General features: G+C 61.8%; 24 protein-coding genes. 15 read left to right on the top strand and 9 right to left on the bottom strand.

Translation table 11 applies throughout. From position 1 onward, the window contains the following. Nucleotides 1-179 precede the first annotated feature (179 nt). Nucleotides 180-2081 (top strand): 3-dehydroshikimate dehydratase QuiC, encoded by a 1902-nt coding sequence (gene quiC, locus ACZ5M5_RS26640; protein WP_464738197.1) that lies wholly within the window; start codon nt 180-182, stop codon nt 2079-2081. A gap of 103 nt (nt 2082-2184) precedes the next feature. Beyond that, a complete protein-coding gene (locus tag ACZ5M5_RS26635; RefSeq protein ID WP_060740520.1) occupies nt 2185-2862 on the top strand; it encodes a TetR/AcrR family transcriptional regulator in 678 nt (225 codons plus the stop codon). Nucleotides 2863-3012: 150 nt separating this feature from the next. Here the strand turns inward: ACZ5M5_RS26635 and ACZ5M5_RS26630 are convergent, their stop codons facing one another. From ACZ5M5_RS26630 to ACZ5M5_RS26615, 4 genes are all read right to left on the bottom strand, one after another. Further along, nucleotides 3013-3864 carry a shikimate dehydrogenase gene (locus ACZ5M5_RS26630; RefSeq protein ID WP_464738196.1) on the bottom strand — a complete coding sequence of 284 codons (852 nt, stop codon included), beginning with the start codon at nt 3862-3864 and terminating at the stop codon, nt 3013-3015. Nucleotides 3865-3869: 5 nt separating this feature from the next. Next, the gene (aroQ, locus tag ACZ5M5_RS26625; RefSeq protein WP_060740522.1) at nt 3870-4310 is read right to left on the bottom strand and encodes a type II 3-dehydroquinate dehydratase; all 441 of its coding nucleotides are present in this window, start codon (nt 4308-4310) and stop codon (nt 3870-3872) included. A gap of 300 nt (nt 4311-4610) precedes the next feature. Continuing rightward, the gene (gene trmA / locus ACZ5M5_RS26620) at nt 4611-5690 is read right to left on the bottom strand and encodes a tRNA (uridine(54)-C5)-methyltransferase TrmA (RefSeq protein ID WP_464738195.1); all 1080 of its coding nucleotides are present in this window, start codon (nt 5688-5690) and stop codon (nt 4611-4613) included. Continuing rightward, on the bottom strand, nt 5687-6982 hold the full coding sequence (locus tag ACZ5M5_RS26615) for an NCS2 family permease (protein WP_060740524.1): 1296 nt from the start codon (nt 6980-6982) through the stop codon (nt 5687-5689). Before ACZ5M5_RS26615 ends, trmA begins: the two co-directional genes overlap by 4 nt. A gap of 204 nt (nt 6983-7186) precedes the next feature. Between ACZ5M5_RS26615 and ACZ5M5_RS26610 the strand changes: the two genes are divergently transcribed. The 5 genes from ACZ5M5_RS26610 (at nt 7187) to ACZ5M5_RS26590 (ending at nt 12243) form a co-directional block, all read left to right on the top strand. Further along, nucleotides 7187-7639 carry a DUF4879 domain-containing protein gene (locus ACZ5M5_RS26610; protein ID WP_060740525.1) on the top strand — a complete coding sequence of 151 codons (453 nt, stop codon included), beginning with the start codon at nt 7187-7189 and terminating at the stop codon, nt 7637-7639. A 138-nt stretch (nt 7640-7777) separates the two neighbouring features. Continuing rightward, complete coding sequence (locus tag ACZ5M5_RS26605; RefSeq protein WP_092174023.1) at nt 7778-8344, top strand: DJ-1 family glyoxalase III; 567 nt, start codon at nt 7778-7780, stop codon at nt 8342-8344. A gap of 178 nt (nt 8345-8522) precedes the next feature. After that, nucleotides 8523-9044, top strand: coding sequence for a (2Fe-2S)-binding protein (locus ACZ5M5_RS26600; RefSeq protein WP_060740527.1), 522 nt, complete (start codon nt 8523-8525; stop codon nt 9042-9044). Next, entirely contained in the window at nt 9041-10042 is a 1002-nt protein-coding gene (locus ACZ5M5_RS26595) for an FAD binding domain-containing protein (protein ID WP_192263580.1), read from the top strand. Before ACZ5M5_RS26600 ends, ACZ5M5_RS26595 begins: the two co-directional genes overlap by 4 nt. Further along, nucleotides 10042-12243: a xanthine dehydrogenase family protein molybdopterin-binding subunit gene (locus tag ACZ5M5_RS26590; protein WP_464738194.1), complete on the top strand. Its 2202-nt coding sequence runs from the start codon at nt 10042-10044 to the stop codon at nt 12241-12243. The genes ACZ5M5_RS26595 and ACZ5M5_RS26590 overlap by 1 nt, the downstream gene beginning before the upstream one ends. On the opposite strand, the gene ACZ5M5_RS26585 is transcribed toward ACZ5M5_RS26590, so the two are convergent. Next, nucleotides 12240-13478 carry an MFS transporter gene (locus ACZ5M5_RS26585; protein ID WP_060740530.1) on the bottom strand — a complete coding sequence of 413 codons (1239 nt, stop codon included), beginning with the start codon at nt 13476-13478 and terminating at the stop codon, nt 12240-12242. The genes ACZ5M5_RS26590 and ACZ5M5_RS26585 overlap by 4 nt on opposite strands. Nucleotides 13479-13995: 517 nt before the next feature. Between ACZ5M5_RS26585 and ACZ5M5_RS26580 the strand changes: the two genes are divergently transcribed. The 3 genes from ACZ5M5_RS26580 to ACZ5M5_RS26570 are packed head-to-tail and all read left to right on the top strand — an operon-like array spanning nt 13996 to nt 16619. Then, nucleotides 13996-15432 carry a cytochrome ubiquinol oxidase subunit I gene (locus tag ACZ5M5_RS26580; RefSeq protein ID WP_103310203.1) on the top strand — a complete coding sequence of 479 codons (1437 nt, stop codon included), beginning with the start codon at nt 13996-13998 and terminating at the stop codon, nt 15430-15432. A 3-nt stretch (nt 15433-15435) separates the two neighbouring features. After that, on the top strand, nt 15436-16443 hold the full coding sequence (gene cydB / locus ACZ5M5_RS26575; protein WP_053125566.1) for a cytochrome d ubiquinol oxidase subunit II: 1008 nt from the start codon (nt 15436-15438) through the stop codon (nt 16441-16443). A gap of 11 nt (nt 16444-16454) precedes the next feature. Further along, nucleotides 16455-16619: a DUF2474 domain-containing protein gene (locus tag ACZ5M5_RS26570; RefSeq protein WP_003205785.1), complete on the top strand. Its 165-nt coding sequence runs from the start codon at nt 16455-16457 to the stop codon at nt 16617-16619. A gap of 41 nt (nt 16620-16660) precedes the next feature. Here the strand turns inward: ACZ5M5_RS26570 and ACZ5M5_RS26565 are convergent, their stop codons facing one another. Together ACZ5M5_RS26565 and ACZ5M5_RS26560 are read right to left on the bottom strand one after the other, a co-directional pair. After that, nucleotides 16661-17800 carry a methyltransferase gene (locus tag ACZ5M5_RS26565; RefSeq protein WP_060740532.1) on the bottom strand — a complete coding sequence of 380 codons (1140 nt, stop codon included), beginning with the start codon at nt 17798-17800 and terminating at the stop codon, nt 16661-16663. A gap of 181 nt (nt 17801-17981) precedes the next feature. Beyond that, nucleotides 17982-18695 (bottom strand): autoinducer binding domain-containing protein, encoded by a 714-nt coding sequence (locus tag ACZ5M5_RS26560; RefSeq protein ID WP_103310198.1) that lies wholly within the window; start codon nt 18693-18695, stop codon nt 17982-17984. Between the two features lie 292 nt (nt 18696-18987). Between ACZ5M5_RS26560 and ACZ5M5_RS26555 the strand changes: the two genes are divergently transcribed. Next, nucleotides 18988-19764 carry a ferredoxin--NADP reductase gene (locus ACZ5M5_RS26555; RefSeq protein WP_464738193.1) on the top strand — a complete coding sequence of 259 codons (777 nt, stop codon included), beginning with the start codon at nt 18988-18990 and terminating at the stop codon, nt 19762-19764. Between the two features lie 2 nt (nt 19765-19766). Here the strand turns inward: ACZ5M5_RS26555 and mscL are convergent, their stop codons facing one another. Beyond that, on the bottom strand, nt 19767-20180 hold the full coding sequence (mscL, locus tag ACZ5M5_RS26550) for a large-conductance mechanosensitive channel protein MscL (RefSeq protein ID WP_003205779.1): 414 nt from the start codon (nt 20178-20180) through the stop codon (nt 19767-19769). Between the two features lie 283 nt (nt 20181-20463). On the opposite strand from mscL, the gene katB reads away from it, so the two are divergent. The 3 genes from katB (at nt 20464) to radA (ending at nt 24083) form a co-directional block, all read left to right on the top strand. Continuing rightward, nucleotides 20464-22005 carry a catalase KatB gene (gene katB / locus ACZ5M5_RS26545; protein ID WP_464738192.1) on the top strand — a complete coding sequence of 514 codons (1542 nt, stop codon included), beginning with the start codon at nt 20464-20466 and terminating at the stop codon, nt 22003-22005. Between the two features lie 119 nt (nt 22006-22124). Next, nucleotides 22125-22673, top strand: a complete 549-nt coding sequence (locus ACZ5M5_RS26540; RefSeq protein ID WP_464739459.1) for an ankyrin repeat domain-containing protein — start codon at nt 22125-22127, stop codon at nt 22671-22673. A gap of 42 nt (nt 22674-22715) precedes the next feature. Beyond that, entirely contained in the window at nt 22716-24083 is a 1368-nt protein-coding gene (gene radA / locus ACZ5M5_RS26535) for a DNA repair protein RadA (RefSeq protein ID WP_060740535.1), read from the top strand. 138 nt (nt 24084-24221) lie between these two features. Here the strand turns inward: radA and ACZ5M5_RS26530 are convergent, their stop codons facing one another. Next, a complete protein-coding gene (locus ACZ5M5_RS26530) occupies nt 24222-24578 on the bottom strand; it encodes a PilZ domain-containing protein (protein WP_060740536.1) in 357 nt (118 codons plus the stop codon). A 158-nt stretch (nt 24579-24736) separates the two neighbouring features. Here ACZ5M5_RS26530 and ACZ5M5_RS26525 point away from each other — a divergent pair, with 158 nt between their 5' ends. Continuing rightward, on the top strand, nt 24737-26803 hold the full coding sequence (locus tag ACZ5M5_RS26525; RefSeq protein ID WP_060740537.1) for a carbon starvation CstA family protein: 2067 nt from the start codon (nt 24737-24739) through the stop codon (nt 26801-26803). Nucleotides 26804-26818 lie beyond the last annotated feature (15 nt).

Below are 26818 nucleotides of genomic sequence, written 5' to 3'. Positions count from 1 at the left end.
TGCGCAGTGAGCAAAAAATCGTCAATTCGGCAATCGGCATTTTGTTCGATAATCGCCCAAAAAACTAACCGGATGGTACATATTAAATTGCTGAAAGAAACCGGCAGCTCAATAATCGCCTGACTCTTTCAAAAGCGGCGCACCTTTTGTAGCCGATGCCTGTCCCGGGAGCCGAAGTCATGCAGCGTTCCATTGCCACCGTATCCTTGAGCGGTACCTTGCCGGAAAAACTCGAAGCCATTGCCGCCGCCGGTTTTGACGGGGTGGAAATTTTCGAGAACGACCTTCTCTATTACGATGGCAGCCCGCGGGAAATCAGGCAGATGTGCGCCGACCTGGGCATCGCCATCACCTTGTTCCAACCGTTTCGCGACTTCGAGGGCTGCCGTCGCGATCGCCTGTCGCGCAACCTGGAGCGGGCCGAGCGCAAGTTCGACTTGATGCAGGAACTGGGCACCGACCTGGTGCTGGTGTGCAGCAACGCCTCGGCCGACAGCGTCGGCGATGAACAGATCCTGATCGATGACCTGCGCCTGCTGGCCGAACGGGCCGGCGCGCGGGGCTTGCGCATTGGTTATGAAGCGCTGGCCTGGGGCCGCCACGTCAATACGTATCAACAGGTCTGGAACATCGTGCGTCAGGCCGATCACCCCAGCCTTGGCGTGTTGCTCGACAGCTTCCATACCTTGTCCCTCAAGGGCGACCCGAGGGCGATCGCCGAGATCCCTGGCGAGAAGATTTTCTTCGTGCAGATGGCCGACGCGCCGATCCTGGCCATGGATGTCCTGGAGTGGAGCCGACATTTCCGTTGTTTCCCGGGGCAGGGCGAATTCGACTTGCCGGGGTTCTTGGCGCCGATCATCAAGAGTGGTTATACCGGGCCGCTGTCGCTGGAGATCTTCAACGACGGCTTCCGCGCCGCGCCGCCACGGGCCAATGCTGCCGACGGTCTGCGCTCGCTGCTGTACCTGGAAGAAAAGACCCGCCAACGCCTGGCCGAAGAAGCGAGCGTCGTCGGCAATGCCGACATCTTGTTCGCCACCCCGCCGGCCAGCGAATATGACGGCATCGAATTCCTCGAGTTCGCCGTGGACGATAGCCTCGGTGCCAAGCTCTCCCATTGGCTGGAGCGGCTGGGGTTCGTCAAGGCCGGCCAGCATCGTTCGAAGAATGTCAGCCTGCTGCGCCAGGGCGATATCAACCTGATCCTCAACAGCGAACCGTACTCCTTCGCCCACAGTTTTTTCGAAGCCCACGGGCCTTCGTTGTGCGCCACCGCCGTGCGCGTGAAAAACAGTGCCAGCGCCTTGGAGCGGGCCATTGCCTACAAGGGCCAGCCCTACCGCGGGCTGGTGGGGCCCAATGAGCTGGAGCTGGCGGCGGTGCGTGCACCGGACGGCAGCCTGATCTACCTGGTGGACCAGGAAGCCGACGTCTACGGCACCGATTTCAACCTGCAGCCGGGGGCTGTCATCGGGGCCGGGCTCAAGCGCATCGACCACATGGCCATGGCGCTGCCGGCCGACAGCCTCGACAGTTGGGTGCTGTTCTACAAGAGCCTGCTGGATTTCGAGGCCGACGACGAAGTCGTCTTGCCCGACCCCTATGGCCTGGTGAAAAGCCGTGCGCTGCGCAGCCGCTGCAGTTCGATCCGCTTGCCGCTGAACATTTCCGAGAACCGCAACACCGCGATCTCACACGCGCTGTCGAGTTATCGCGGCTCCGGCGTGCATCACATCGCCTTCGATTGCGACGACATCTTCGCCCAGGTCAGTCGTGCCAAAGAGGCGGGCGTGCCGTTGCTGGACATCCCGCTCAACTACTACGACGACCTGGCGGCGCGTTTCGATTTCGACGACGAGTTCCTTAGCGAACTGGCCTATTTCAACGTGCTGTACGACCGCGACGCCCAGGGTGGCGAGCTGTTTCACGTTTACACCGAGCCGTTCGAGGGGCGGTTTTTCTTTGAGATCATCCAGCGCAAGAACGGTTACGCCGGTTATGGCGCCGCCAACGTCGCGGTGCGCCTGGCGGCCATGGCCAAGTCCCGCAGCGGTGGCTTGCGGCACGCCAAGTTGTAGAGAAATCGTAAACGCGGCGGTAATGGGCAGTGGCGTGGCTTCCTTCAGTGCACGGTGCGGCCCATAATCGCCAGCCTGTGCAGTGATGGCCGTGAGCCCCGCAATGACTATGAATCCAGAGCTTTCCGCAGCGCTCGACGAACCCGTCGCCACGCCGCGCAAGAGTCGCAAGAACAACCCGGAAAAGACCCGGGAAAACATTCTTCAGGAAGCCATCGTCGAGTTCGTCCAGCAAGGCCTGGCCGGCGCCCGGGTCGATGCCATCGCCGAGCGCATCCACACTTCCAAGCGCATGATCTACTACTACTTCGGCAGCAAGGAGCAGTTGTACGTCGAGGTGCTGGAAAAACTCTACGGGGATATCCGCACCACCGAGAGCCGCTTGCACCTGGCGGAACTGGCCCCGGTCGACGCGATCCGGCGCCTGGTGGAATTCACCTTCGACCACCACGACCGCAACGTGGATTTCGTGCGCATCGTCTGCATCGAGAACATCCACAACGCCGAGTACGTGAAGCAGTCAGGCACGATCAAGGCGATGACCAACACCATCCTCGATTCCCTGGGGGTGATCCTGCGTCGCGGCGCCGAAGAGGGCGTGTTCCGTGCCGGCCTCGAGCCGCTGGATATACACCTGCTGATCAGCTCGTTCTGTTTCTACCGAGTGTCCAACCGCCAGACGTTCGGTGAGATCTTTCAGATCGACCTGTCGGCTGAAGCGGTCAAGCAGCGGCATCGGCAGATGGTTTGTGAGTCGGTGTTGCGCTACCTGCAGCCCTGACACCGAACCGAATGTGGGAGCGGGCTTGTGTGGGAGCGAGCTTGCTCGCGATAGCGGTCGATCAGCCAACACCGATTGTGACTGAGATACCGTCATCGCGAGCAAGCTCGCTCCCACAAGTCGCTCCCACAAGGGATTTATCACCTGGCTTTAGTGGTTCATGCTCTGGAAGTGTTCCAGCATCCGCTGCGCATCCGGCGCCACGCCGCTGAACAGTTCGAACGCCTTCACCGCCTGGAACACCGCCATATTGCCGCCATCCAGGGTGCGGCAGCCGATGGCGCGGGCGTTACGCAGCAGTTCGGTTTCCAGTGGGAAGTAGACGATTTCCGCGACCCACAGGGTGCCCCGCAACAGCTCGACCGGCACCGGCATGCCCGGTAGTTTCGCCATGCCCATGGGCGTGGTGTTCACCAGGCCGTCGGCCTCGGCCATGGCGCTGGGCAGGTCATGCCCGGCGCGAGCGCGGCCTGGGCCGAAGTGTTGGTTCAAGTTGTTGACCAGTGCCTCGGCACGGCTGACCTCGACGTCAAAAATGCTCAGGGTTTCCACGCCCTCCAGCAGCAACGCGTGGGCCACCGCCGCGCCGGCGCCCCCGGCGCCCATCTGGACCACGCGCTGGCGCGCCACATCCCCCAGGCCACGGCGAAAACCTTCGGCGAACCCCAGGCAGTCGGTGTTGTGGCCGATGCGCTTGCCGTCCTTGAGCACCACCGTATTGACTGCGCCGATGCCACGGGCCTCGGGCGACAACTCATCCAGCAGCGGGATGATCGCCTGCTTGCAGGGGAAGGTGATGTTCAGGCCGGTGAAGTCCATGCGTTCGGCGGCCACCAGCAAATCAGCCAGGGCGCCGCTGTCGAGCTTCAGCGCGTCGAGGTCGATCAGCCGATAGAGGTAGCGCATGCCTTGGGCATCGCCTTCCTGCTCATGTAGCGCAGGCGTGCGGGACGCCTGGATGCCCGCACCGATCAGGCCGGCCAGCACAGTGATATTCGACATGGACATCAACCCTTCAACCGCTGACTGAAATGTTCAAGGGCCAGGCGATAACCATGGCTGCCAAACCCGCACATCACGCCAATGGCGACGGATGAGACGAAGGAGTGATGGCGGAATGTTTCGCGGGCGTGGACGTTGGACAGGTGGACTTCGATGACCGGTACTTCGCTGGCCACCAGGGCGTCGCGGATCGCCACGGAGGTGTGGGTCCAGGCTGCCGGGTTGATGACGATACCGGCGCACCGGCCCCGGGCGGCGTGAATCCAGTCCAGCAGCTCGCTTTCCTGATTGGTCTGGCGAAACTCCACCGCCAAGCCGAATTCTTCAGCGGCGCGGCCACACAGTGCCGAGATGTCGGCCAGGGTTTCATGGCCGTAGGTTGCCGGCTCACGGGTGCCGAGCAGGTTCAGGTTCGGGCCGTTGAGCACCAGAACGATCGGAGGCATCGCAATTTCTCCACATTTTTATTGTTGGTGTCGGCGGGGGTTCAGCCGGTGGAGATAAATTGTACTAGATGGTTAATTTGGTCAAATAAAGCCGATGACGTCGGGCAATAAGTGTTCGATGATCGAACAATGGGGCCTGCCGAGGTTAAAGGGGGGCATTGTGGCGAGGGGATTTATCCCCGCTCGAGTGCGCAGCGCTCGCAAGCTTTTTGCAGGACTGAAGAGCTTGGGGCTGCTTCGCAGCCCGGCGGGGATAAATCCCCTCGCCACAGGGTAATCCTTCACCTCAAAAGGAAGGACTTACCGCCGAGTCAACAACACCCCGGATTCCATGTGGTGGGTCCAAGGAAATTGATCGAACAACGCGCAACGCGTGATGCGGTGGGTGTCGTTCAGTTGCGCGATGTTCGCGGCGAGGGTGTCTGGGTTGCAGGAGATGTACAGGATGTTGTCGAAGCGCCGGGTCAGCTCGCAGGTATCCGGGTCCATGCCGGCGCGAGGCGGGTCGACGAAGACGCTGCCGAATTCGTAGCTTTTCAGGTCGATGCCCTGCAGGCGGCGGAACGGCCGGACTTCGTTCAGGGCTTCGGTCAGCTCTTCGGCTGACAGGCGCACCAGCGTGACGTTATCCACAGCGTTTTCGCTGAGATTGCTCAGCGCGGCGTTCACCGAGGTCTTGCTGATCTCGGTGGCCAGGACTTTGCGCACGCGGGTGGCCAGGGGCAGGGTGAAGTTGCCGTTGCCGCAGTACAACTCCAGCAGATCGTCGTTGCGCTCGCCCAATGCCTCGTAGGCCCAGTTGAGCATCTTCTGGTTCACCGTGCCGTTGGGCTGGGTGAAGGCGCCTTCGGGCTGGCGATAGCTGAAAGTGCGGCCGCCCACTTCGAGTTGCTCCACCACATAGTCATGGCCGATCACTTCCCGCTTGCCCTTGGAGCGGCCAATGATGCTCACGCCCAGGTCGGTTGCCAGTTTCGAGGCCGCAGCGTGCCAGTGCTCGTCCAGCGGGCGGTGATAACACAGGGTGATCATCGCGTCGCCCGCCAGGGTGGTCAGGAACTCCACCTGGAACAGTTTATGGCTCAGGGGCGCGCTGGCTTGCCAGGCGGCCTTGAGTTGCAGCATCAATTGGTTGATGCGCAGGCTGGCGATGGGAAATTCCTCGATGAGGATCGGCGTGCGCTTGTCGTCCTGGGAGAACATCGCGTAATGCCGTTCGCCGGCCTCGCGCCACAGGCGGAACTCGGCCCGCAGGCGAAAGTTTTTCAGGGGCGAATCGAACACCGCAGGTTCCGGTGCATCGAATGGGGCCAACAGGTCACGCAAGCGGGTGACCTTGTCCTGCAACTGAGCGGCGTAGGCCTGGGAATCAAAAGTCATGCGTTGAACCAACCCAACTTGATCACGAACAGGATCGACAGAATGACCAGCGCCGGGTTCAGCTCACGGCCACGGCCAGACACCAGTTTGATGGCGGTCCAGGCGATGAAGCCGAAAGCGATGCCGTTGGCGATGGAATAGGTGAATGGCATCGCCAGGGCGGTGATCACCACCGGGGCAGCGACAGTGATGTCGTCCCAGTCGATTTCCGCCAGGCCCGAGGTCATCAGCACGGCGACGAACAGCAAGGCCGGCGCAGTGGCGAAAGGCGGGACGCTGGCGGCCAGTGGCGAGAAGAACAGCGCCAGCAGGAACAGGATCGCCACCACGATGGCGGTCAGGCCGGTGCGCCCGCCGGCGCTGACGCCCGCTGCCGATTCGATGTAACTGGTGGTGGTGGAGGTGCCCAACAGCGACCCGGCCATGGCGGCGGTGCTGTCGGCGATCAGCGCACGGCCCATCTTCGGCATGTGGCCGTCCTTGCCCATCAGCCCGGCGCGCTTGGCGACGCCGATCAGGGTGCCGGAGTTGTCGAACAGGTCGACGAACAGGAAGGCGAAGATCACGCTCACCAGGCCGATGTCCAAGGCGCCCTTGATGTCCAGTTGCAGGAAGGTCGGGGCCAGGGACGGCGGCGCGGAGATGACGCCGCTGAACGGGGTGAAACCCATCAGGATCGAGACAAGGGTGACCGCCAGGATGCCGATCAGCACCGCGCCGCGCACTTTCAGCGCTTCGAGGGCAACGATCAGGACGAAACCGAGGGTCGCGAGGATCGGTGCCGGTTGCTTCAAGTCGCCGAGGCCGACCATGGTCGCCGGGTTTTTCACCACGATGCCGGCATTGTTCAAGGCGATCAGCGCCAGGAACAGGCCGATGCCCGCGGCGATGGCCGAGCGCAGCGGCAGCGGGATGCTGTTGATGATCCACTCGCGGATGCGAAAGATCGACAGCAGGAAGAACAGCACGGCGGAGATGAACACCGCGCCCAGCGCCACTTGCCAGGTATGGCCCATGTGCAGGACCACGGTGTAGGTGAAGAAGGCGTTCAGGCCCATGCCCGGTGCGAGGGCGATCGGGTAGTTGGCGATCAGGCCCATGACCGTGGAGCCAATGGCCGCTGCCAGGCAGGTGGCGACGAACACCGCGCCTTTGTCCATGCCGGTTTCGCCAAGGATGCTCGGGTTGACGAACAGAATGTAGGCCATGGCCAGGAAGGTCGTGACGCCCGCCAGGATCTCGGTCCGCACGTTGGTGTTGTGTGCCTTGAGTTGAAACAGCCTTTCCAGCATGTCTGCTCCCCGTGGCGCGCCCGGCGCCGTGAATGTATCGACCTCAACAGCAAAGCACAGGTCGCCAGCGGCGCCCGGGAATTTTCTGCGGGTCGGAAAAAGCCGCGCATCATACCAGCAGCGTAGCGTTGTGGCTGCGATCGTCGTCGATGTTTTGCCAACGCGCCAAGTGGGCCATACTGCGCGCGGTTCCGGGAGGTCTCTATGCTTCAGATGAATAAAAAGCTGCTAGCGGTCATGGGCTGCGCGCTGGGCCTGTGGTTGCCCGGCCAGGCCGCCCATGCCGCGTCGGCGCCGCCCTTGAGTGAGGTCAAGGTGCTCAAGGTCGAGTCGCCGGCCTGCGGCTTCGAGGACATCGTCCCGGGGCAGGCGCAGACGCGTTGCGATCACGGCCCGACGATCAAGGTCTATGTGCTGGAGGTCGGCTATGGCCGTCAACCCCATGTCACCCTGGACGGCTTTGAAGTCGACGGCACCCGCTCGCCAGTGTGCGCGTACAGCAATGGCAATCTCAATGATTGCTCCGTGCGGACCAAGGTCGTCGGCTATTTGTACATCTTCGACCTGAAAGGCAAGCAAGAGGGCACCTTCAGCTTCAGCAACCAGTCGATCAACGCACCGGGCAACCGGATGTCGACCCAGCTGTACATCAAATAATCGCTGGCCCTTGTAGGAGCTGCCGAGCGCAGCGAGGCTGCGATCTTTCCCCCCGACGCTTGAATCCCAAGCGCATATCAAAAGATCGCAGCCTTCGGCAGCTCCTACACTACAAGCATCACCCAGCGGAGAGTGCCCATGATGCCTGGAACCAAGATCCCCCGAGCCCTGATAGCCGTCGCCGAGGGTGTCGACGACTTGCAGACGGTCACCTTGATCGACGTGCTGCGTCGAGCGCAGATCGAAACCGTGGTGGCGAGCATCGAAGGGCGGCGCATGCTCACCTGCGCCCGCGGCACGCGCCTGACGGCCGATGGCATGCTGGTGGACGTGCTCGCACAGGATTTCGACCTGGTCGTCCTGCCAGGCGGCATCATCGGCGCCCAGCACTTGGCGGCTCATCAGCCGCTGCAACAACGGCTCAAGGACCAGGCCGCTACCGGACGTTTCTTCGCCGCCATCGCCGAAGCCCCGGCCCTGGCGCTACAGGCGTCCGGCGTCCTGCGCCAGCGCCGCATGACCTGCCTGCCCGCAGTGAGCCAGCAGTTGTCCGGTTGCAGCTTCGTCGATCAGCCTGTGGTGGTGGACGGCAACTGCATCACCGCCCAAGGCTCGGCCGCTGCCCTGGCGTTTGCCTTGACGCTGGTGGAGCAACTCTGTGGCAAGGGCGTGAGGAGCGTGGTGGCGGCAGAATTGCTGGCCTGACACTCTTGATCCACATCGGCCTGTGGCGAGGGAGCTTGCTCCCGCTCGGCTGCGAAGCAGACGCTGGCATTCTTTCATCGCGCATTTGCCTTGAACGCTCACCCCCACCCTGAAGTCGTACCCCTTATGACGGCGGTTCTCCAAAACGCCGCGAGTACGACCAACCGTGAGGTGTTCCATGAGCGCGACCCTGTCCGAAGCGACGCAGGCGTCCTTCGTCCGTCATCCGATCCGTCTGACCCTCAATGGCCAGGTGCGAGAGTTGCAAGTGCTGGCCTGGACCACGTTACTGGACCTGCTGCGCGAGCAACTGGACCTGGTGGGCAGCAAGAAAGGCTGCGACCACGGCCAGTGCGGTGCCTGCACGGTGCTGCGCGATGGCAAGCGGATCAATGCGTGTCTTACGCTGGCCGTCATGTGTGATGGCGCCGAACTGATCACTGTCGAAGGCCTGGCCAGCGACGACCAGTTGCATCCCATGCAGCAGGCTTTCATCAAGCACGACGCGTTCCAGTGCGGTTATTGCACGCCGGGGCAGATCTGCTCGGCGGTGGGCTTGGCCAATGAGGGCCGAGCGAAGACCCGTGGGCAGATCAGCGAGTTGATGAGCGGCAACCTGTGCCGCTGCGGCGCCTACACCAACATTCGCGATGCCATCGAAGAGGCTCTGCCACTTTGCCAGCAGGGAGGTGATCAATGAATCCCTTCCAATACAGCAAGCCCGACACGCTGCAGGCCGCCGTCGATTTGTCGAGCCCGGTTTCCCGCTTCATCGCCGGCGGCACCAACCTGCTGGACCTGATGAAGGAAAACATCACCCGTCCCGAGCACCTGATCGACATCACCGGGTTGCCCCTGGCGGACCTCAGTGAAACCCCTTCCGGCGGGGTGATGATCGGGGCCTTGGTGAGCAACGCCGACCTGGCCTGGCACCCGTGGATTGAGCGCCGTTATCCACTGCTGGCCCAAGCCATCCTGGCGGGTGCCTCGCCGCAACTGCGCAACATGGCCAGCACCGGCGGCAACCTGCTGCAACGCACCCGCTGCTATTACTTCTATGATGCGAGCGTACCGTGCAACAAACGCCGACCCGGCAGCGGTTGCCCGGCCCGGAACGGTTTGAACCGGATCCACGCGATTTTCGGTGCCAGCGATCAATGCGTGGCCACCCATCCCTCCGACATGTGCGTGGCCTTGGCGGCCCTGGAAGCGGTGGTCCATGTCCTGGGCCGGGGCGGGGCGCGGACCATCGAGTTCGCCGACTTCCATCGCCTGCCCGGCGCTGCTCCGGAGCGGGATAACCAACTGGCCGACGATGAGCTGATCACCGCTATCGAATTGCCTGCAGCCGGTTTTGCCGACCATAGCCACTACCTGAAGATCCGTGATCGCGCCTCCTACGCCTTCGCGCTGGTTTCAGTGGCCGCAGCGCTGGAGCTGGACGGGCCGGTGATTCGCCAGGCACGCCTGGCCCTGGGGGGCGTCGCGCACAAACCCTGGCGCGACCGCGCCGTGGAGAGCTGGCTGACCGGGCAGACCGTCAGCCGTGAAACCTTCACCGCCGCTGCCGACGCGCTGCTGCAAAACGCCGAGCCACTGGAGCACAACGGCTTCAAAGTCAGACTGGCGCGCCGGGCGATTGTCCGTGCCTTGAGTGACGCCGCATTGGGTTGCGCACCCCAGGGAGGACACGCCTGATGAACGCTCCGAGCAAATCCATAGGGCAACCCCTCGACCGGGTCGACGGCCTGCTCAAGGTGACGGGCCAGGCCCGTTACGCCGCTGAATACCCCGAGGACGGCTTGCTGCACGGCAGCGTTGTCTCCGGTACGGTCGCCCGTGGTCGCGTAGTGCGCATCGATGCATCCCGAGCCCTGGCACTGCCCGGCGTGGTCGCGGTCATCGACCACACCAACCGGCCAAGGATTGCCAGCTACGACGAGCCCTACCAGGATGCCGATGCGGCGGACGGCTCGCCGTTCCGGCCGTTGTACAACGACCAGGTGCTCTACAGCGGCCAGCCGCTGGCCCTGGTGGTGGCGGAAAACCTTGAGCTGGCCCGGTATGCCGGTTCGCTGGTGGAAATCGAATACGACGCCGAGGCGCATCAGACCGATCTGATCACCTTGCAATATGACGCCCATCCGGCACCGGCCGAACTGCCCAAGCCCCGTGGGAATTTTCAGGGCGAATACGCCAGCTCCGCGCTCAGCGTGGATGTGTCCTACAGCACGCCGGTCGAACACCACAACCCGATGGAGCCACACGCCTCCACCGTGTTGTATCAGCCTGATGGCACCCTGCACATCCACGACAAGACCCAAGGCACGCAGAACTGCCAAACCTATGTGCAAAAGGTCTTCGGTCTCGAGAAAGAACAGGTGCGGGTGTTTGCCGCGTTTGTCGGCGGCGCCTTCGGTTCCGGGCTGCGCCCGCAGTATCAATTGCCGTTGGCCGTGATGGCGGCACTGGCCCTCAAACGCTCGGTGCGGGTCAGCCTGACGCGCCAGCAGATGTTCACCTTTGGCTATCGGCCGCGAACCCTCCAACGGGTGCAACTGGGGGCGGCGGCCAACGGTCGCTTGCTGGCTGTGGGGCACACCGCTATCGGCCAGACCTCGCGTTTCGAGGACTTCACCGAACACGTGGTGGAGTGGAGCGGCATGCTTTATCACTGCGACAACGTGGCGTTGACCTATAAGTTGGTGCCGCTGGACGTCTACACGCCCTTGGACATGCGCGCGCCCGGTGCCGCCCTCGGGCTGATTGGCCTGGAATGCGCCATGGATGAACTGGCCTGTGCCCTGGCGATCGATCCGATCCAGCTGCGCTTGATCAACTACGCCGAACGCAACGAGAACGAGGGCAAGCCGTATTCCAGCAAGGAACTGCGTGAGTGTTATGCCCAAGGCGCCCGTCGTTTCGGCTGGGACAAGCGCAACCCGGAACCACGCAGCATGCGTGAAGGCCGGCAACTGGTCGGCTGGGGCATGGCCGGTGGCGTTTGGGAAGCCATGCAGCAGAAGGCCAGTGCCCAAGCCTCTCTGGATACGCATGGCAAGCTGACTGTCAGCAGCGCCACCACGGACATCGGCACCGGGACCTACACGGTCATGACCCAGATCGCCGCCGAGGCGTCAGGCGTTTCCCTTGAGGACGTCACGTTTGTCCTGGGGGATTCGTCGCTGCCCACTGCGCCGCTGCAGGGCGGTTCGTTCACCGTCTCGTCGGTGGGTAGCGCCGTGCAGCAGGCCTGTGAAGCGCTGAAGGAAAAACTCCTGGCCGTGGCTCGCCAGGCCTGCCCGGCCTTCAGTGGCGCCACCCTTGAACAAGTCACCTTCGTGGATGGCCAACTGCGGCTGGGCGAGGCGAGTGTCGCATTAGCGGAGCTGGCGCAAAAAAGTGGCGAGACACCGTTGCAGGCCCAGGTCACCGCCGAGCCGGATGCAAAACGCCAGGCCTACGCCACGGCCACTCACTCGGCGGTGTTTGTCGAAGTGTGGGTGGATGAGGACTTGGGAACGGTGAGGGTCAACCGAGTGGTCAGCGCCATCGCCGCCGGCCGGGTCGTCAACCCGAAAACCGCCCGTAGCCAGATTCTCGGTGGCGTGGTGTGGGGCGTCGGCATGGCCCTGCACGAAGAAACCCTGACCGATCACACCCTGGGGCGTCACATGAACCACAACCTGGCCGAGTATCACCTGCCGGTTAACGCCGACATCGGCGACATTGAGGTGATTTTCGTCGAGGAACATGACGAAATCGTCAATGCGCTCGGGTCCAAGGGCGTCGGCGAAATCGGCGTCGTCGGGGTGGCCGCGGCGGTGGCCAATGCGATTTACCATGCCACCGGCAAGCGGGTGCGGGACTTTCCCATCACCCTCGACAAGTTGCTCTAGGCTTTTGCTGCATCCACGGGTTCGTGCATCCGATCGCGGTTGGCCAAGGTTGGGAACAGCTTGATCCAGGTCCCGGTCACCAACAGCGTGCCGACACCGCCCATGACCACCGCCGGCACCGTGCCGAACCAGTGGGCGGTGAGGCCGGATTCGAACTCGCCCAGCTGGTTCGAAGCGCCGATGAACAGCCCGTTCACCGCGCTGACCCGGCCGCGCATTTCATCCGGGGTTTCCAGTTGCACGAACGAGGCACGGATCACCATGCTGATCATGTCTGCCGCGCCCAGCACCACCAGCACCGCCAGGGAAAACCAGAACGAGGTGGAGAGGCCGAAGGCAATGGTGGCGACGCCGAACACGCCCACCGCGGTGAACATCACCCGGCCGACCTTGCGCTCCACGGCAAACCGCGCCAGCCACAACGACATCAGCAAGGCGCCGACCGCCGGTGCCGAACGCAACAGGCCCAAGCCCCAGGGGCCGGTGAGCAGGATGTCCTTGGCAAACACCGGCAGCAGCGCCGTCGCGCCGCCGAGCAACACCGCGAACAGGTCCAGGGAGATCGCCCCGAGAATGTCCGGGCGGCTGCGAATGAAGCGAATCCCGGCCAGCAAAGAATCCAAGGTCGCCTTGCCTTTGTTCAGCGGCGTCTGCCGGGCGGGCAGGTTCAGCATCAGGCAGCAGGCGATGATGTAGAGCAGCACCGTCGGCCCATAGACCCAGACGCTGCCGAAGGCGTAGAGCAAGCCGCCGAGTGCCGGTGCGACGATGGTGGCCGATTGCTGGGCCGATTGCGCGGCGGCCACGGCGCGGGGAAACAGGCCCGCCGGCACGATGCTCGGCAGCAACGCCTGGGTGGTCGGCATTTCGAAGGAGCGAGCGGCGCCCAGCAGGAAGGCGAGGATGAAGATCATCTCCCGCGTGACGTTGTCGGTGGCGCTGCCAATCGCCAGCGCCAGGGCAATCATGGCCTGCAATGACTGGCAAATGGCGGCGACCTTGCGCCGGTCATAGCGGTCCGCCACATGCCCGGTGTGGAGCATGAACAGCACGCGCGGGGCAAACTCCACCAACCCCACCAGGCCCAGGTCCAGCACGTTGCCGGTCAGTTGATAGAGGTTCCAGCCGATGGCCACGGTGAGCATCTGGAAGCCGCTGGCGGTGAATATCCGGGCCAGCCAGAAGGCGATGAAGGGACGATGGTGACGGAGCAGCAGCGGCGCTTGGCTGGGCATCTATGACAGGTCCGATGAGGAAGGCATCGAGATTATCACCGAGCTGTAACCAGAAATTACGCCCGCTGGAAAAAATAGTTAGCCAAACATCTACTTCAATCCTTGGAACTCTGTAGGCCAGGGGCATGGCGGACAACTGTGGCGAGGGAGCTTGCTCCCGCTGGGCCGCGAAGCAGCCCCAAGAAAGGCGACTGCTGCGCAGTCGAGCGGGAGCAAGCTCCCTCGCCACGGGATATCGTGCCTTCAAAACAACGGGGTCGATGCTGGCACCCCGTGCTGAGACAACCTGTCACGCGACAAAAGACCACGCCGTCCATCGGCAATATTGCGACTACTCTTTGAGCATTGCTTGATCCAGATCAATACCCTTCGGGGCGTTGGGCTGGCGGCCATCCGGCCAGAGTCCTGCGTTGTGACGGTTATAAAAAGAACGATTTGAAAAGCATCGCACTCCATATCCCTTGGAGGCTGGTGCCAGCCCCGCCCGCAGCCGGTTTTACCTGACAGAGGAAGACTTATGTTCGGTTTGGAGGCGCTTGATCTCGCCCGAATCCAGTTCGCGTTCACGATCTCGTTCCACATCCTGTTCCCGGCCATCACCATCGGCCTGGCGAGTTACCTGGCGGTGCTCGAGGGGCTGTGGCTCAAGACCCGCGATGACACCTACCGCGACCTGTACCACTTCTGGTCGAAAATCTTTGCCGTCAACTTCGGCATGGGGGTGGTGTCCGGGTTGGTCATGGCCTATCAGTTCGGGACCAACTGGAGCCGCTTTTCGGACTTCGCCGGTGCGGTGACCGGCCCCTTGCTGACCTACGAGGTGCTCACGGCGTTCTTCCTCGAAGCGGGTTTCCTGGGGGTGATGTTGTTTGGCTGGAACCGCGTCGGCCGTGGGCTGCATTTCTTTTCCACGGTCATGGTGGCGATCGGCACCCTGATCTCGACCTTCTGGATCCTGTCCTCCAACAGCTGGATGCAGACCCCCCAGGGCTACGAAATCATCGACGGCCGGGTGATCCCGGTGGACTGGCTGGCGGTGGTGTTCAACCCCTCGTTCCCTTATCGATTGCTGCACATGTCCACTGCGGCGTTTGTCGCCACGGCGTTCTTCGTCGGCTCGTCGGCGGCCTGGCATTTGCTGCGCGGCCGCGATAACCCGGCCATCCGCCGGATGCTGTCGATGGCGATGTGGATGGCCTTGCTGGTGGCGCCGATACAAGCGGTCATCGGCGACTTCCATGGCCTGAACACCCTCAAGCACCAACCGGCGAAAATCGCCGCCATCGAGGGCCACTGGGAAAACGTCGGCAATGAACCGACCCCGCTGATCCTGTTCGGCTGGCCCGACATGCAAGCGGAAAAAACCAAGTACGCCGTGGAAATTCCTTACCTGGGCAGCCTGATCCTGACCCACAGCCTGGACAAGCAGGTGCCGGCCCTCAAGGAGTTCCCGCCTGAGGACCGACCGAACTCGACCATTGTGTTCTGGTCGTTCCGGATCATGGTCGGCCTCGGCTTGCTGATGATTTTCACTGGGCTGTGCAGCCTGTGGCTGCGCCGCAAGGATCGGATCTATCAATCCCGACCGTTCCTCTACATGGTGCTGTGGATGGGCCCGTCCGGCCTGGTTGCGATCCTGGCCGGCTGGTTTACCACGGAGATCGGCCGCCAGCCCTGGGTGGTCTATGGCTTGATGCGCACGGCCGATGCTTCGTCCGGCCACAGCTTCGCGCAGATGAGCATCACCCTGGTGTTGTTCGTCGTGGTGTATTTCGCGCTGTTCGGTGCAGGTTTGAGCTACATGATGCGCCTGGTGCGCAAGGGGCCGGAGGCCCACGAAGCCGAGCCGAGCGATGGTGGCCCGGGCCAGAAACGCACGCCGGCCCGGCCATTGTCGGCCGCCGACGACGGCGACGATGTGGACCACAACGACCGCTCGAACAAGGGGAATTGAGTCATGGGTATTGATCTTCCGCTGATCTGGGCCGTGGTCATCATCTTCGGCATCATGATGTACGTGATCATGGACGGTTTCGACCTGGGGATTGGCATCCTCTTCCCCTTCGTCAAGGGCGAGCGCGACCGTGACGTCATGATGAACACCGTGGCACCGGTCTGGGACGGTAACGAAACCTGGCTGGTGCTGGGCGGTGCCGGGCTGTTCGGGGCGTTTCCGCTGGCCTACTCGGTGGTGCTTTCGGCGCTGTACCTGCCGTTGATCCTGATGCTCATCGGCCTGATCTTTCGCGGCGTGGCCTTCGAGTTCCGCTTCAAGGCCAAGGCTGAGAAGCGTCACCTCTGGGACAAGGCATTCATTGGCGGTTCGCTGACGGCCACCTTCTTCCAGGGCGTGGCACTGGGGGCGTTCATCGACGGTTTTGAAGTGGTCAATCGCCAGTTCGCCGGCGGTTCCCTGGACTGGTTCACGCCATTCACGGTGTTCTGTGGCCTGGCGTTGATCGCGGCCTACGCGTTGCTCGGCTGCACCTGGCTGATCATGAAGACCGAAGGCAAGCTGCAAGAGCAGATGCATGACCTGGCCCGGCCTTTGGCGTTCGTGGTGCTGGCCGTGATCGGTATCGTCAGCATCTGGACGCCGCTGGCCCACGCGGACATCGCGGCCCGCTGGTTCACATTGCCGAACCTGTTCTGGTTCCTGCCGGTGCCGATCCTGGTGCTGGTGACCATGTACGGTTTGTTCCGCGCGGTGGCCCGCAATGCCAACTACACGCCCTTCATCCTGACCCTGGTGCTGATCTTCCTCGGCTACAGCGGCTTGGGCATCAGCCTGTGGCCGAACATCGTGCCGCCGTCCATCTCGATCTGGGACGCCTCGTCACCGCCCCAGAGCCAAGGCTTCATGCTGGTGGGCACGCTGTTCATCATTCCGTTGATCCTGGTGTACACCTTCTGGAGCTACTACGTGTTCCGCGGCAAGGTGACCCACGACGATGGCTACCATTGAGGGCGTCGAGCATGGCCAAACCTGACTTGAAAGACATCGAGGCCGCCGAACGCAAGCCTCTCTGGCAGCGGCTCGGCTGGCTGGCGTTGATCTGGGCTGGCAGTGTGCTGGCGTTGTTCATCGTCGCCAGCCTGATGCGGATGTTCATGAATGCCGCGGGGCTGACCACCCACTGATTTTCCTGCTGGGAGCGAGCTTCGCTCCCGCAGCGGACGGTCTATTTGCGCGCTTTGAGAATCACGAATTTCGGTGTGGCGGCCACTTGCTCGACGCCTCGGAACAACCGCGCCAGTTTGCTGTGGTAGCCCAGGTGCCGGTTGCCGACAATGTACAGCGCACCGCCCACCACCAACGCTTCGCGAGCCTGCTGAAACATCCGCCAGGCGAGGAAGTCGCCCACCACTTGCTGCTGGTGGAAGGGCGGGTTGCACAACACCACATCCAGTGACTGCGCTTCTTGCCCGGCCAGGCCATCGCCGGCTCTGATGGTCACTTCGCGTTCGCCGAGGGCCGCACGCCAGTTCTCGGCGGCCGATTGCACGGCCATGTACGACTCGTCCACCAGGGTGTAGCGGGCCTCGGGGTTTTGCAGGGCACTGGCGATGGCCAGCACGCCATTGCCGCAGCCCAGGTCCGCGACCCGGGCCGTGCCGAGGTTTTTCGGCAGATGTGGCAGGAACGCGCGCGTGCCGATGTCCAGGCCTTCGCGGCAGAACACGTTGGCATGGTTGAGCAGTTCGATCTTCGGCTCGTCCAGCCAGTAGCGCGTGGGGTAGGGCGACACGACCGGCGTGCTGTTGGGTGAAGAGGCGCTGGGTGGTGTGGCGATCAACAGCCGCGCTTTTTTCACTGCCAGGGAAGCCTGCACCGGGCCGATGTAACGCTCCAGCAAATCGCCGGCGGCCCGGGGCAGGTGCTTGATCATGGCTCCGGCAATCACCTGGGCGCCCGGCGCCAGTTGGCCTTGCAGGCGAATCAGTTGTTCCTCCAGAAGGGCCAGGGTTTTCGGTACTTTGATCAGGACGCGATCGAACGGGCCGGTCAACGCTTCGCTGGCCGGCAACGTTGGCACGGCATCGAAGGGCCGGCCATTACGCACCAGGTTTTTCTCCAGTGCCTGCAATGCCAGGAAAGAATCACCGCTGCTGGTCACCAGGACGTTGCCGGCCAGGCTGGCGGCCAGGGCGCCGAAGCCGTCATTGAGCACCAGGACCCGAGTCTGCGCGGCCGGTTGTTGTTCGGCCAGATACGCGAGCAGGTATTCATCGGCCGCATCGAAGGCTTGCAGCGGTTCGTTCTGCTGTTCGGGTTGGCGGATCAGATCGAGTTGGGCGAAAGGACTGTCGAGCAGGGGCATGGCTGGGGACTCTGGAAATCAACGAATGTCCCGCTGCCTGGAGGTAGGTGTCTGTGCGGGACCGCCTGAATGAACTGCGTCGCGCTAAAAAGCGGCATCATTCAAGAGGGACCGTAAATGGTACGTTTTTTTGTTGCACATTACTCGCGGGTTTTTCAGCTCGGCAGTGCCGCGCCACGGGTCAGATCACATGGATCTGGGCAGCCTTGGCCACCGCTGAAATTTTATTGCTGACGTTCAGTTTTCGCATGCAACTGCACACATGGAAATTCACGGTTCGTTCGGAAAGGCAGAGAATCCTGCCCACTTCCGAAGCCGTCTTGCCTTCGGCTGACCACCTCAGTACTTCGATTTCTCTCGGCGACAAGTGATAGTTCTGCTTGACTACGATGGCGTCAGACAGTTTTTTACTGGCGAGCGCATGCAGCTTTTGACTGGCGAAGATGGCGTAGCCGAGATTGCCATAGTGTTCCTCGATATCAATGGGACAATGGGTTCGTGCAAGACTGAACAGGCTGCACTGTGGCCCTTGGTCGTCATGAACGGCCTGGGTCCAGCCGTACTTGAGTCCCTGTCGATTAAGTTCTCGCCATAACTTGGGGGCCTGAGCGAAAACAGTCTCATCCCACAAGATCGGGAGCGGTGATTGATTGCAATGTGCTACTAATGGATCGCTCGACGCATAACCGTTTTGTTCATAAAGCCGGTCCCATCCATAAGGGTAGTTATTCAGGTTCACCTTGCTGGTGTGTTTGTCGGGGCTTCCGAGATAGGCTGCAAATGCGCAATATTCAAATCCCTGATTGTTAAAGAAATTCAACACCAGACGATAGGCCGCCTGCAGGTCTTTTTCACAGGATAACTTCCTCAGTAACAAGTCCTTCCACCTGTCCATCGCTCTCTCCTGGGTTTGATTCGTCCATGCGGATCCAATCCATGATGCGAATTTTTAGTGTAGGACTATTCCTAATTTGTAGTGGGATTTTTTTAATTTCCTTACGTTTATAAGTGTTTAAGTGAATAAACTTTTATTTGGTTGGTTTTACATTATTGTAACTTTGTACAAGTTTGGTGAAGGATTTAGAGGGCGAAGGCAACGACTATGACTAAAGTGCCATTACCTGCCGTCGGTGGTGAAGACGCTCACTTTGCGGGACACTGCAGGTCTTGTCCCCTAGGAGTGGCTCATGACCGACAGTGCAGAGAAGTTCACCCGCCAAACCTTGCTCGATGTCCAGCCAGTGACGTCTCATTTGTTTACGTTACGCACGACCCGGGATCGCGGCTTTCGCTTCCGGGCGGGTCAGTTCGCCCGGCTGGGCGTCGCCAAGGCGGACGGCACCACCGTCTGGCGGGCGTACTCCATGGTGTCGTCGCCCTTCGACGAGTTCCTCGAGTTCTTTTCCATCGTGGTGCCCGAGGGCGAGTTCACCAGCGAACTCAGCCGCTTGCAGCCGGGTGACGAACTGTTGGTGGATCGCCAGGCCTTTGGCTACCTGACGCTGGACCGCTTCGTCGATGGCCGGGATTTGTGGTTGCTGTCCACGGGGACGGGCGTGGCGCCGTTTCTTTCGATCCTCCAGGATTTCGAGGCCTGGGAAAAATTCGAGCGGATCATCCTGGTGTACAGCGTGCGCGAGGCGCGGGAATTGGCGTATCAGGACCTGATCAAGGAGTTGCCCCAGCGCGACTACCTGGCCAAGTACGCTCACAAGTTTCGTTTCATTGCGACCGTCACCCGTGAGCAGCACCCGGGGGCGCTCAGTGGGCGCATTACCACGTTGATCGACAATGGCGAGTTAGAGCTCGCGGCCGGCGTAGCGCTGACGCCGGAGCATTCGCGGGTGATGCTGTGCGGCAACCCGCAAATGATCGACGACACACGCAAGCTGCTCAAGGCCAGGGGCCTGCAACTGAGCCTGACCCGTCGTCCGGGCCAGGTGGCGGTGGAAAACTACTGGTAGGCTCAGGGCCGCTCGTTCTGAGCCTTGAGCAGGTCGCGAATCTCACTCAGCAGCAGCTCTTCCTTGGTCGGAACCGGAGGGGCGCTGGGGGCTACGGCTTCTTCACGCTTGAGGCGGTTGATGGCCTTGACGCCCATGAAAATGGCGAACGCCACGATGATGAAGTCGATGGTGCTCTGGATGAATTTACCGTAGGCCAGTACCACGGCAGGCGCATCACCCTGGGCGGCCTTGAGGGTGATGGCCAGGTCACTGAAATCCACGCCACCGATCAGCAGGCCGATTGGCGGCATGACCACGTCGCCCACGAATGACGAAACGATTTTGCCGAAAGCGGCGCCGATGATGATCCCGACGGCCATGTCGACGACATTGCCTTTGACCGCGAAGGCCTTGAACTCGCTTAGCACGCCCATGAGTTATTCCTTGTAACAGATGAAAGATGAGTGGCAGTGTAAATCAGCCCAACGAGTCTTGCTCGAAACGCCTGCTTACAAAGCTTCAGTTATCGACCGGGGCTTGGATGAAAAGTTTACAAAGTGCCATCAATCGCGCGTGATACGCGGTTTCGGCCCGGGGGCCCTATAACGTTTTTTCTATCGGTGCGGTACGGCATTTCTATTTAGGTTTTTCTTTTCCCGGCACTAGCCTCTGGATGGCGCACATGGATGCGCTCTATAACATCAGAGGAACATGCCTATGAACACTTCCCTCGGCCACGGGGCTTACTCCCATCGCCGCGCTCTTTTTGTGCTGACCGCGAGCCTTCTATCCTTGTCTGTCAACGCGGCCACCCTGACCCGGGACAACGGTGCGGCGGTCGGCGATAACCAGAATTCGCAGACGGCAGGTCCCAACGGTCCGACCCTGCTGCAAGACGTGCAGTTGATCCAGAAGCTCCAGCGCTTCGATCGTGAACGCATCCCCGAGCGTGTGGTGCATGCCCGTGGTACCGGTGCCCACGGCACATTCACGGTGTCCGACGATCTCAGCGACCTGACCAAGGCCAAGGTCTTCGCCGCGGGCCAGGTCACCCCGGTGTTCGTGCGTTTTTCGGCCGTGGTGCACGGTAATCATTCGCCGGAAACCCTGCGCGACCCCCGTGGCTTTGCCACGAAGTTCTACACCGCCGACGGTAACTGGGACTTGGTGGGCAACAACTTCCCGACTTTCTTCATTCGCGATGCCATCAAGTTTCCGGACATGGTCCACGCGTTCAAACCCGACCCGCGGACCAACCTGGACGATGATTCACGGCGTTTCGACTTCTTCTCCCATGTTCCAGAATCGACCCGTACCCTGACCGAGTTGTATTCCAACTCCGGCACACCGGCCAGTTACCGCGAAATGGACGGCAACGGTGTACATGCCTACAAGCTGATTAACGCCAAGGGTGAAATTCACTACGTGAAGTTTCATTGGAAAAGTTTGCAGGGCTTGAAAAATCTCGATCCGAAAGAAGTTGTGAAAGTTCAGGGTCAAGATTACAGCCATATGACCAATGATCTGGTGAGCCATATTAATAAGGGCGACTTCCCGAAGTGGGACTTGTACGTCCAGGTGCTCAATCCACAAGACCTTGCCAAGTTCGACTTCGACCCACTGGATGCGACCAAGATCTGGCCGGGCGTGCCTGAACGCAAGGTCGGGCAAATGGTCTTGAACCGTAACCCGGCGAACGTCTTCCAGGAAACCGAGCAGGTGGCGATGGCGCCAGCGAATCTGGTGCCAGGCATCGAGCCTTCCGAGGACCGTTTGCTTCAGGGCCGGGTGTTTTCCTATGCCGATACGCAGATGTACCGTCTAGGCGCCAATGCCCTGCAATTGCCGATCAACGCCCCCAAGGTGGCGGTGAACAACGGTAACCAGGACGGTGCGATGAACCCAGGCAGCACCAGCACCGGCGTGAATTACCAGCCGAGCCGCCTGACGCCTCGTGAAGAACCGCAAGCGGCACGCTACAGCCAGGCCGCGCTGAGTGGCAGCACCCAGCAGGCGAAAATCCAGCGCGAGCAGAACTTCAAGCAGGCCGGCGATTTGTATCGTTCGTTCAGCAAGAAAGAACGTGATGACCTGATCGAAAGCTTTGGTGGCTCTTTGGCGACCACTGATGACGAGAGCAAGCACATCATCCTGTCGTTCCTCTACAAGGCCGATCCTGAATACGGCACTGGCGTGGCCCGTGTCGCCAAGGGCGACCTCACCCGGGTCAAGGCGCTGGCGGAAAAACTGACTGACTGATCCACCTGTGGGAGCGAGCTTGCTCGCGATGCAGGCGACTCGGCCTGGCTGTGCACCGCAGCGTCTGCATCGCGAGCAAGCTCGCTCCCACAGTCTTGAGTTCATGGGGAGACGTCATGATGGGTAAATTCCTTTTATCGATGCTTGCGACCTGGTCACTGAGCGTACTGGCCGATCAGCCAATACCCACCGAACCGGCTGCGGTCCAGGAACAGCTGCAAAACTATTATTTCGACGCCGCTCGCCGGGGCGATGTGCCGATGCTCGATACGTTTATCGAGGCCGGTTACTCGTTGGATACCCGGGATGAGAAGGGCTACACCGCGCTGATTCTGGCGGCTTATCACGGCCACGCTCCGGCGGTGGAGCGGTTGCTGGCCGCGGGGGCCGATGCCTGTGCCCAGGACAAACGCGGCAATACGGCGCTGATGGGGGCCATTTTCAAGGGCGAAGTGCAGATTGCCCGTCGCTTGCTGTCCACCGATTGCAGCCCGGACCAACGCAACGGTGCCGGACAGACTGCCGCGATGTATGCGGGTCTGTTCAAGCGTGGCGAGTTGCTCGATGCCTTGAAGGCCAAGGGCGCCGACCTGGAGGCCCGGGATCCGTTGGGCAATACCGCGGCAGATCTGGCGAAGGGTGAAATCAGAATGCCGGCCCCTCAGTGAACCTTGGCTGGGCTATCATCGCGGTTTTACCCCGGAGTTCAGATGGCCAAGGCAAAGCGCATGTACGGCTGCACCGAGTGCGGTTCGACCTTTCCCAAATGGGCCGGCCAATGCAGCGAATGCGGGGCCTGGAACACCCTGACCGAAACCATGGTGGAAAGCGGCGGCGCGGCGGCCCCCACCGGGCGCACCGGCTGGGCCGGTCAGCAGGCGCAGATCAAGACCCTGGCCGAAGTCAGCGTTGAAGAAATCCCGCGATTTTCCACCGCGTCCGGTGAACTGGACCGGGTGCTGGGCGGCGGCCTGGTGGACGGTTCGGTGGTGCTGATCGGTGGAGACCCGGGCATCGGCAAATCCACCATCCTGCTGCAAACCTTGTGCAACCTCGCCACCCGCATGCCGGCGCTGTACGTCACTGGCGAAGAGTCCCAGCAACAGGTCGCCATGCGCGCCCGGCGCCTGGGCTTGCCCCAGGACCAGTTGCGGGTCATGACCGAGACCTGCATCGAAACCATCATCGCCACGGCGCGCGTGGAAAAGCCCAAGGTGATGGTGATCGACTCGATCCAGACCATTTTCACCGAACAGCTGCAATCGGCCCCGGGCGGCGTGTCCCAGGTGCGTGAAAGCGCGGCGTTGCTGGTGCGCTACGCCAAGCAGAGCGGCACGGCGATTTTCCTGGTGGGCCACGTCACCAAGGAGGGTGCGTTGGCGGGACCGCGGGTGTTGGAGCACATGGTCGATACCGTGTTGTACTTCGAAGGCGAATCCGATGGCCGCCTGCGTTTGCTCCGGGCGGTGAAGAACCGTTTTGGTGCCGTCAATGAATTGGGCGTGTTCGGCATGACCGACAGGGGCCTGAAAGAAGTCTCGAACCCTTCGGCGATCTTTCTGACGCGTGCCCAGGAAGAAGTCCCGGGCAGTGTGGTCATGGCGACGTGGGAAGGGACCCGGCCGATGTTGGTGGAAGTGCAGGCGCTGGTGGATGACAGCCACTTGGCGAACCCTCGGCGGGTCACCCTGGGCCTGGATCAGAATCGGCTGGCCATGCTGCTGGCGGTGTTGCACCGACACGGCGGGATTCCGACTCACGACCAGGACGTGTTCCTCAACGTCGTGGGCGGGGTCAAGGTACTGGAGACCGCGTCCGACCTGGCGTTGATGGCGGCGGTCATGTCCAGCCTGCGCAACCGGCCGCTGCCCCATGATTTGCTGGTGTTTGGCGAAGTGGGGTTGTCGGGGGAAGTGCGACCGGTGCCCAGCGGGCAGGAGCGGCTCAAGGAAGCGGCCAAGCACGGTTTCAAACGCGCCATCGTGCCCAAGGGCAACGCGCCGAAGGAAGCGCCGCCGGGGTTGCAGATTATCGCAGTGACCCGTCTGGAACAGGCGTTGGATGCGCTGTTCGAATAACACTGGCAATTGCGCAAGGAATGTATGTGGGAGCAAAGCTTGCTCGCGATGCAGGCGACTCGATTTTGAAGGGCCGCATTGCAGCCATCGCGGGCAAGCCTTGCTCCCACATGAGTCCCTCACCAAGGGGATGGCAGTTCAAGTCTGGATCAATGCCGCCAATTCCCGCTCCAGCTCGTCATGGTCGCCCAGGTTCAGCTCTATCAATCGGCGCAGGTGGGCGATGGATGCCAGGTCGATATGCTTGCAGACGAAGCCCAGGTGACCATGGTCATCATGGGCCAGGCGAATTTCCATTTTGATCTCGGCATCGGGACTCAAATGGATATCGGCCATGAAGGAATGTTCGGGATCGCCAAGCCAGGGCTCGGGTTTCTTGATCAGCAGCCCCTTGAGGGACAGGTCCAGCAGTTCCACCGACCAGATATAGGGGCCTTGGCTCAGCTCGGTCCTGGCATGGAAGTCAACTCGTACGAAGCGGCGACGCTCGCTCATGACGCATTCCCTCTGAAGATTCATTGACTATAGACCCAACTGACGGGGCATCGTCACCGTTCGGCAACAGACAGACGAATGTCGAGTATGGCCTTTGCCCGGGTTAGCGCTAAACTCCAATGGCTATCTTTCTTGTCCACCCTGGCTGGAATATAAAAATGAAAAACAATAATAGCCTGCTGCGCCATCTGCCCTGGCTACTGCTGGCCGTCGTAGGAGCGTGCGCCCTGGGCGTCGTGGCATTGCGTCGAGGCGAGGCGATCAACGCCTTGTGGATCGTCGTCGCCGCCGTGGCCATCTACCTGGTCGCCTACCGCTACTACAGCCTCTTCATCGCCAACAACGTGATGCAACTCGATGCGCGCCGGGCCACCCCCGCCGTGCTCAACAACGATGGCCTGGACTACGTCCCGACCAACAAACACATCCTCTTCGGCCACCACTTCGCGGCCATTGCCGGTGCGGGGCCGCTGGTCGGGCCGGTGCTGGCGGCGCAGATGGGCTACCTGCCCGGCACGCTCTGGCTGATCGCCGGTGTGGTGCTGGCCGGTGCGGTGCAGGACTTCATGGTCCTGTTCCTGTCCACCCGCCGCAACGGTCGCTCCCTGGGTGACATGGTGCGCGAGGAAATGGGCCGCATCCCCGGCACCATCGCGCTGTTCGGCTGCTTCCTGATCATGATCATCATCCTCGCGGTGCTGGCGCTGATCGTGGTCAAGGCCCTGGCCGAGAGCCCGTGGGGGATCTTCACGGTGATGGCGACCATCCCGATCGCGATGTTCATGGGCATCTACATGCGCTACATCCGCCCGGGCCGCATTGGTGAGATCTCGATCATCGGCGTGCTGTTGCTGCTGGGGTCGATCTGGCTGGGCGGGCAAATCGCCGCCGACCCGGTCTGGGCCAAGGCTTTCACCTTCACCGGGATCCAGATCACCTGGATGCTGATCGGCTATGGTTTCGTCGCGGCGGTACTGCCGGTGTGGCTGATCCTGGCCCCGCGGGACTACCTGTCGACCTTCCTCAAGATCGGCACCATCGTCGCCCTGGCGATCGGCATCCTGGTCACCATGCCCGAGCTGAAAATGCCGGCGCTGACCCAGTTCACCGACGGCACCGGGCCGGTGTGGAAGGGCGGGCTGTTCCCGTTCCTGTTCATCACCATCGCCTGCGGCGCGGTCTCGGGCTTCCATGCGCTGATCTCCTCGGGCACCACGCCCAAGCTTTTGGATAATGAAACCAACGCCCGCTACATCGGTTACGGCGGCATGCTGATGGAGTCCTTCGTGGCGATCATGGCCATGGTGGCCGCTTCGGTGATCGAGCCGGGCGTGTACTTCGCCATGAACAGCCCGGCGGCCATCGTCGGCGGTGACGTGGTGGCCGTGGCGCAGACCGTCAGCAGTTGGGGTTTTGCCATCACGCCCGAGGCGCTGCAAGCGGTGGCCAAGGACATCGGCGAGACCACCGTGCTGGCCCGTGCCGGCGGTGCGCCGACCCTGGCGGTGGGGATCGCGCAGATCCTGCACTCGGTGCTGCCGGGTGAGAACACCATGGCGTTCTGGTACCACTTCGCGATCCTGTTCGAAGCGTTGTTCATCCTCACGGCCGTGGACGCCGGCACCCGTGCCGGGCGGTTCATGCTCCAGGACCTGCTCGGCTCGTTCGTGCCGGCCCTCAAGCGCACCGAATCGTGGACCGCCAACCTGATCGCCACCGCCGGTTGCGTGGCGCTATGGGGTTACTTGCTGTACCAGGGCGTGATCGATCCGCTGGGCGGCATCAACACCTTGTGGCCGCTGTTCGGCATCTCCAACCAGATGCTGGCCGGTATCGCCCTGATGCTCGCCACCGTGGTGCTGATCAAGATGAAGCGCCAGCGCTACGTCTGGGTCACGCTGCTGCCGGCGTCCTGGCTGCTGATCTGCACCACCACCGCGGGCCTGATCAAGCTGTTCGACGCCAACCCGGCGATCGGCTTCCTGGCCCTGGCGCGCAAATACAACGATGCCCTGGCCGCCGGCCAGATCCTGGCCCCGGCCAAGAGCATCGAGCAGATGCAGCACGTGGTGTTCAACGCCTACACCAACGCGACGCTGACGGTGTTGTTCCTGTTCGTGGTCTTCAGCATCCTGTTCTACGCGCTCAAGGTCGGCATCGCCGCCTGGGGCACCAAGGAACGCACGGACAAAGAAGCGCCATTCCAGGCCCTGCCGGACGCTTGATAGAGGATTGCAACG

It is taken from the genome of Pseudomonas sp. Van50, from assembly GCF_055390755.1.
This window is presented reverse-complemented; position numbering and strand designations above follow the sequence as displayed.

Bases quoted from the DNA above. Each gene is read 5' to 3' on its own strand.
- ACZ5M5_RS26610 (WP_060740525.1), top strand. From the start codon at position 7,187: ATGCTTCAGATGAATAAAAAGCTGCTAGCGGTCATGGGCTGCGCGCTG.
- ACZ5M5_RS26635 (WP_060740520.1), top strand. From the start codon at position 2,185: ATGACTATGAATCCAGAGCTTTCCGCAGCGCTCGACGAACCCGTCGCC.
- ACZ5M5_RS26565 (WP_060740532.1), bottom strand. From the start codon at position 17,800: ATGCCCCTGCTCGACAGTCCTTTCGCCCAACTCGATCTGATCCGCCAA.
- ACZ5M5_RS26580 (WP_103310203.1), top strand. From the start codon at position 13,996: ATGTTCGGTTTGGAGGCGCTTGATCTCGCCCGAATCCAGTTCGCGTTC.
- ACZ5M5_RS26600 (WP_060740527.1), top strand. From the start codon at position 8,523: ATGAGCGCGACCCTGTCCGAAGCGACGCAGGCGTCCTTCGTCCGTCAT.
- ACZ5M5_RS26540 (WP_464739459.1), top strand. From the start codon at position 22,125: ATGGGTAAATTCCTTTTATCGATGCTTGCGACCTGGTCACTGAGCGTA.
- ACZ5M5_RS26630 (WP_464738196.1), bottom strand. From the start codon at position 3,864: ATGTCGAATATCACTGTGCTGGCCGGCCTGATCGGTGCGGGCATCCAG.
- radA (WP_060740535.1), top strand. From the start codon at position 22,716: ATGGCCAAGGCAAAGCGCATGTACGGCTGCACCGAGTGCGGTTCGACC.
- cydB (WP_053125566.1), top strand. From the start codon at position 15,436: ATGGGTATTGATCTTCCGCTGATCTGGGCCGTGGTCATCATCTTCGGC.
- ACZ5M5_RS26555 (WP_464738193.1), top strand. From the start codon at position 18,988: ATGACCGACAGTGCAGAGAAGTTCACCCGCCAAACCTTGCTCGATGTC.
- ACZ5M5_RS26590 (WP_464738194.1), top strand. From the start codon at position 10,042: ATGAACGCTCCGAGCAAATCCATAGGGCAACCCCTCGACCGGGTCGAC.
- ACZ5M5_RS26585 (WP_060740530.1), bottom strand. From the start codon at position 13,478: ATGCCCAGCCAAGCGCCGCTGCTGCTCCGTCACCATCGTCCCTTCATC.
- quiC (WP_464738197.1), top strand. From the start codon at position 180: ATGCAGCGTTCCATTGCCACCGTATCCTTGAGCGGTACCTTGCCGGAA.
- ACZ5M5_RS26595 (WP_192263580.1), top strand. From the start codon at position 9,041: ATGAATCCCTTCCAATACAGCAAGCCCGACACGCTGCAGGCCGCCGTC.
- ACZ5M5_RS26530 (WP_060740536.1), bottom strand. From the start codon at position 24,578: ATGAGCGAGCGTCGCCGCTTCGTACGAGTTGACTTCCATGCCAGGACC.
- ACZ5M5_RS26525 (WP_060740537.1), top strand. From the start codon at position 24,737: ATGAAAAACAATAATAGCCTGCTGCGCCATCTGCCCTGGCTACTGCTG.
- ACZ5M5_RS26615 (WP_060740524.1), bottom strand. From the start codon at position 6,982: ATGCTGGAAAGGCTGTTTCAACTCAAGGCACACAACACCAACGTGCGG.
- mscL (WP_003205779.1), bottom strand. From the start codon at position 20,180: ATGGGCGTGCTAAGCGAGTTCAAGGCCTTCGCGGTCAAAGGCAATGTC.
- ACZ5M5_RS26560 (WP_103310198.1), bottom strand. From the start codon at position 18,695: ATGGACAGGTGGAAGGACTTGTTACTGAGGAAGTTATCCTGTGAAAAA.
- ACZ5M5_RS26570 (WP_003205785.1), top strand. From the start codon at position 16,455: ATGGCCAAACCTGACTTGAAAGACATCGAGGCCGCCGAACGCAAGCCT.
- katB (WP_464738192.1), top strand. From the start codon at position 20,464: ATGAACACTTCCCTCGGCCACGGGGCTTACTCCCATCGCCGCGCTCTT.
- ACZ5M5_RS26605 (WP_092174023.1), top strand. From the start codon at position 7,778: ATGATGCCTGGAACCAAGATCCCCCGAGCCCTGATAGCCGTCGCCGAG.
- trmA (WP_464738195.1), bottom strand. From the start codon at position 5,690: ATGACTTTTGATTCCCAGGCCTACGCCGCTCAGTTGCAGGACAAGGTC.
- aroQ (WP_060740522.1), bottom strand. From the start codon at position 4,310: ATGCCTCCGATCGTTCTGGTGCTCAACGGCCCGAACCTGAACCTGCTC.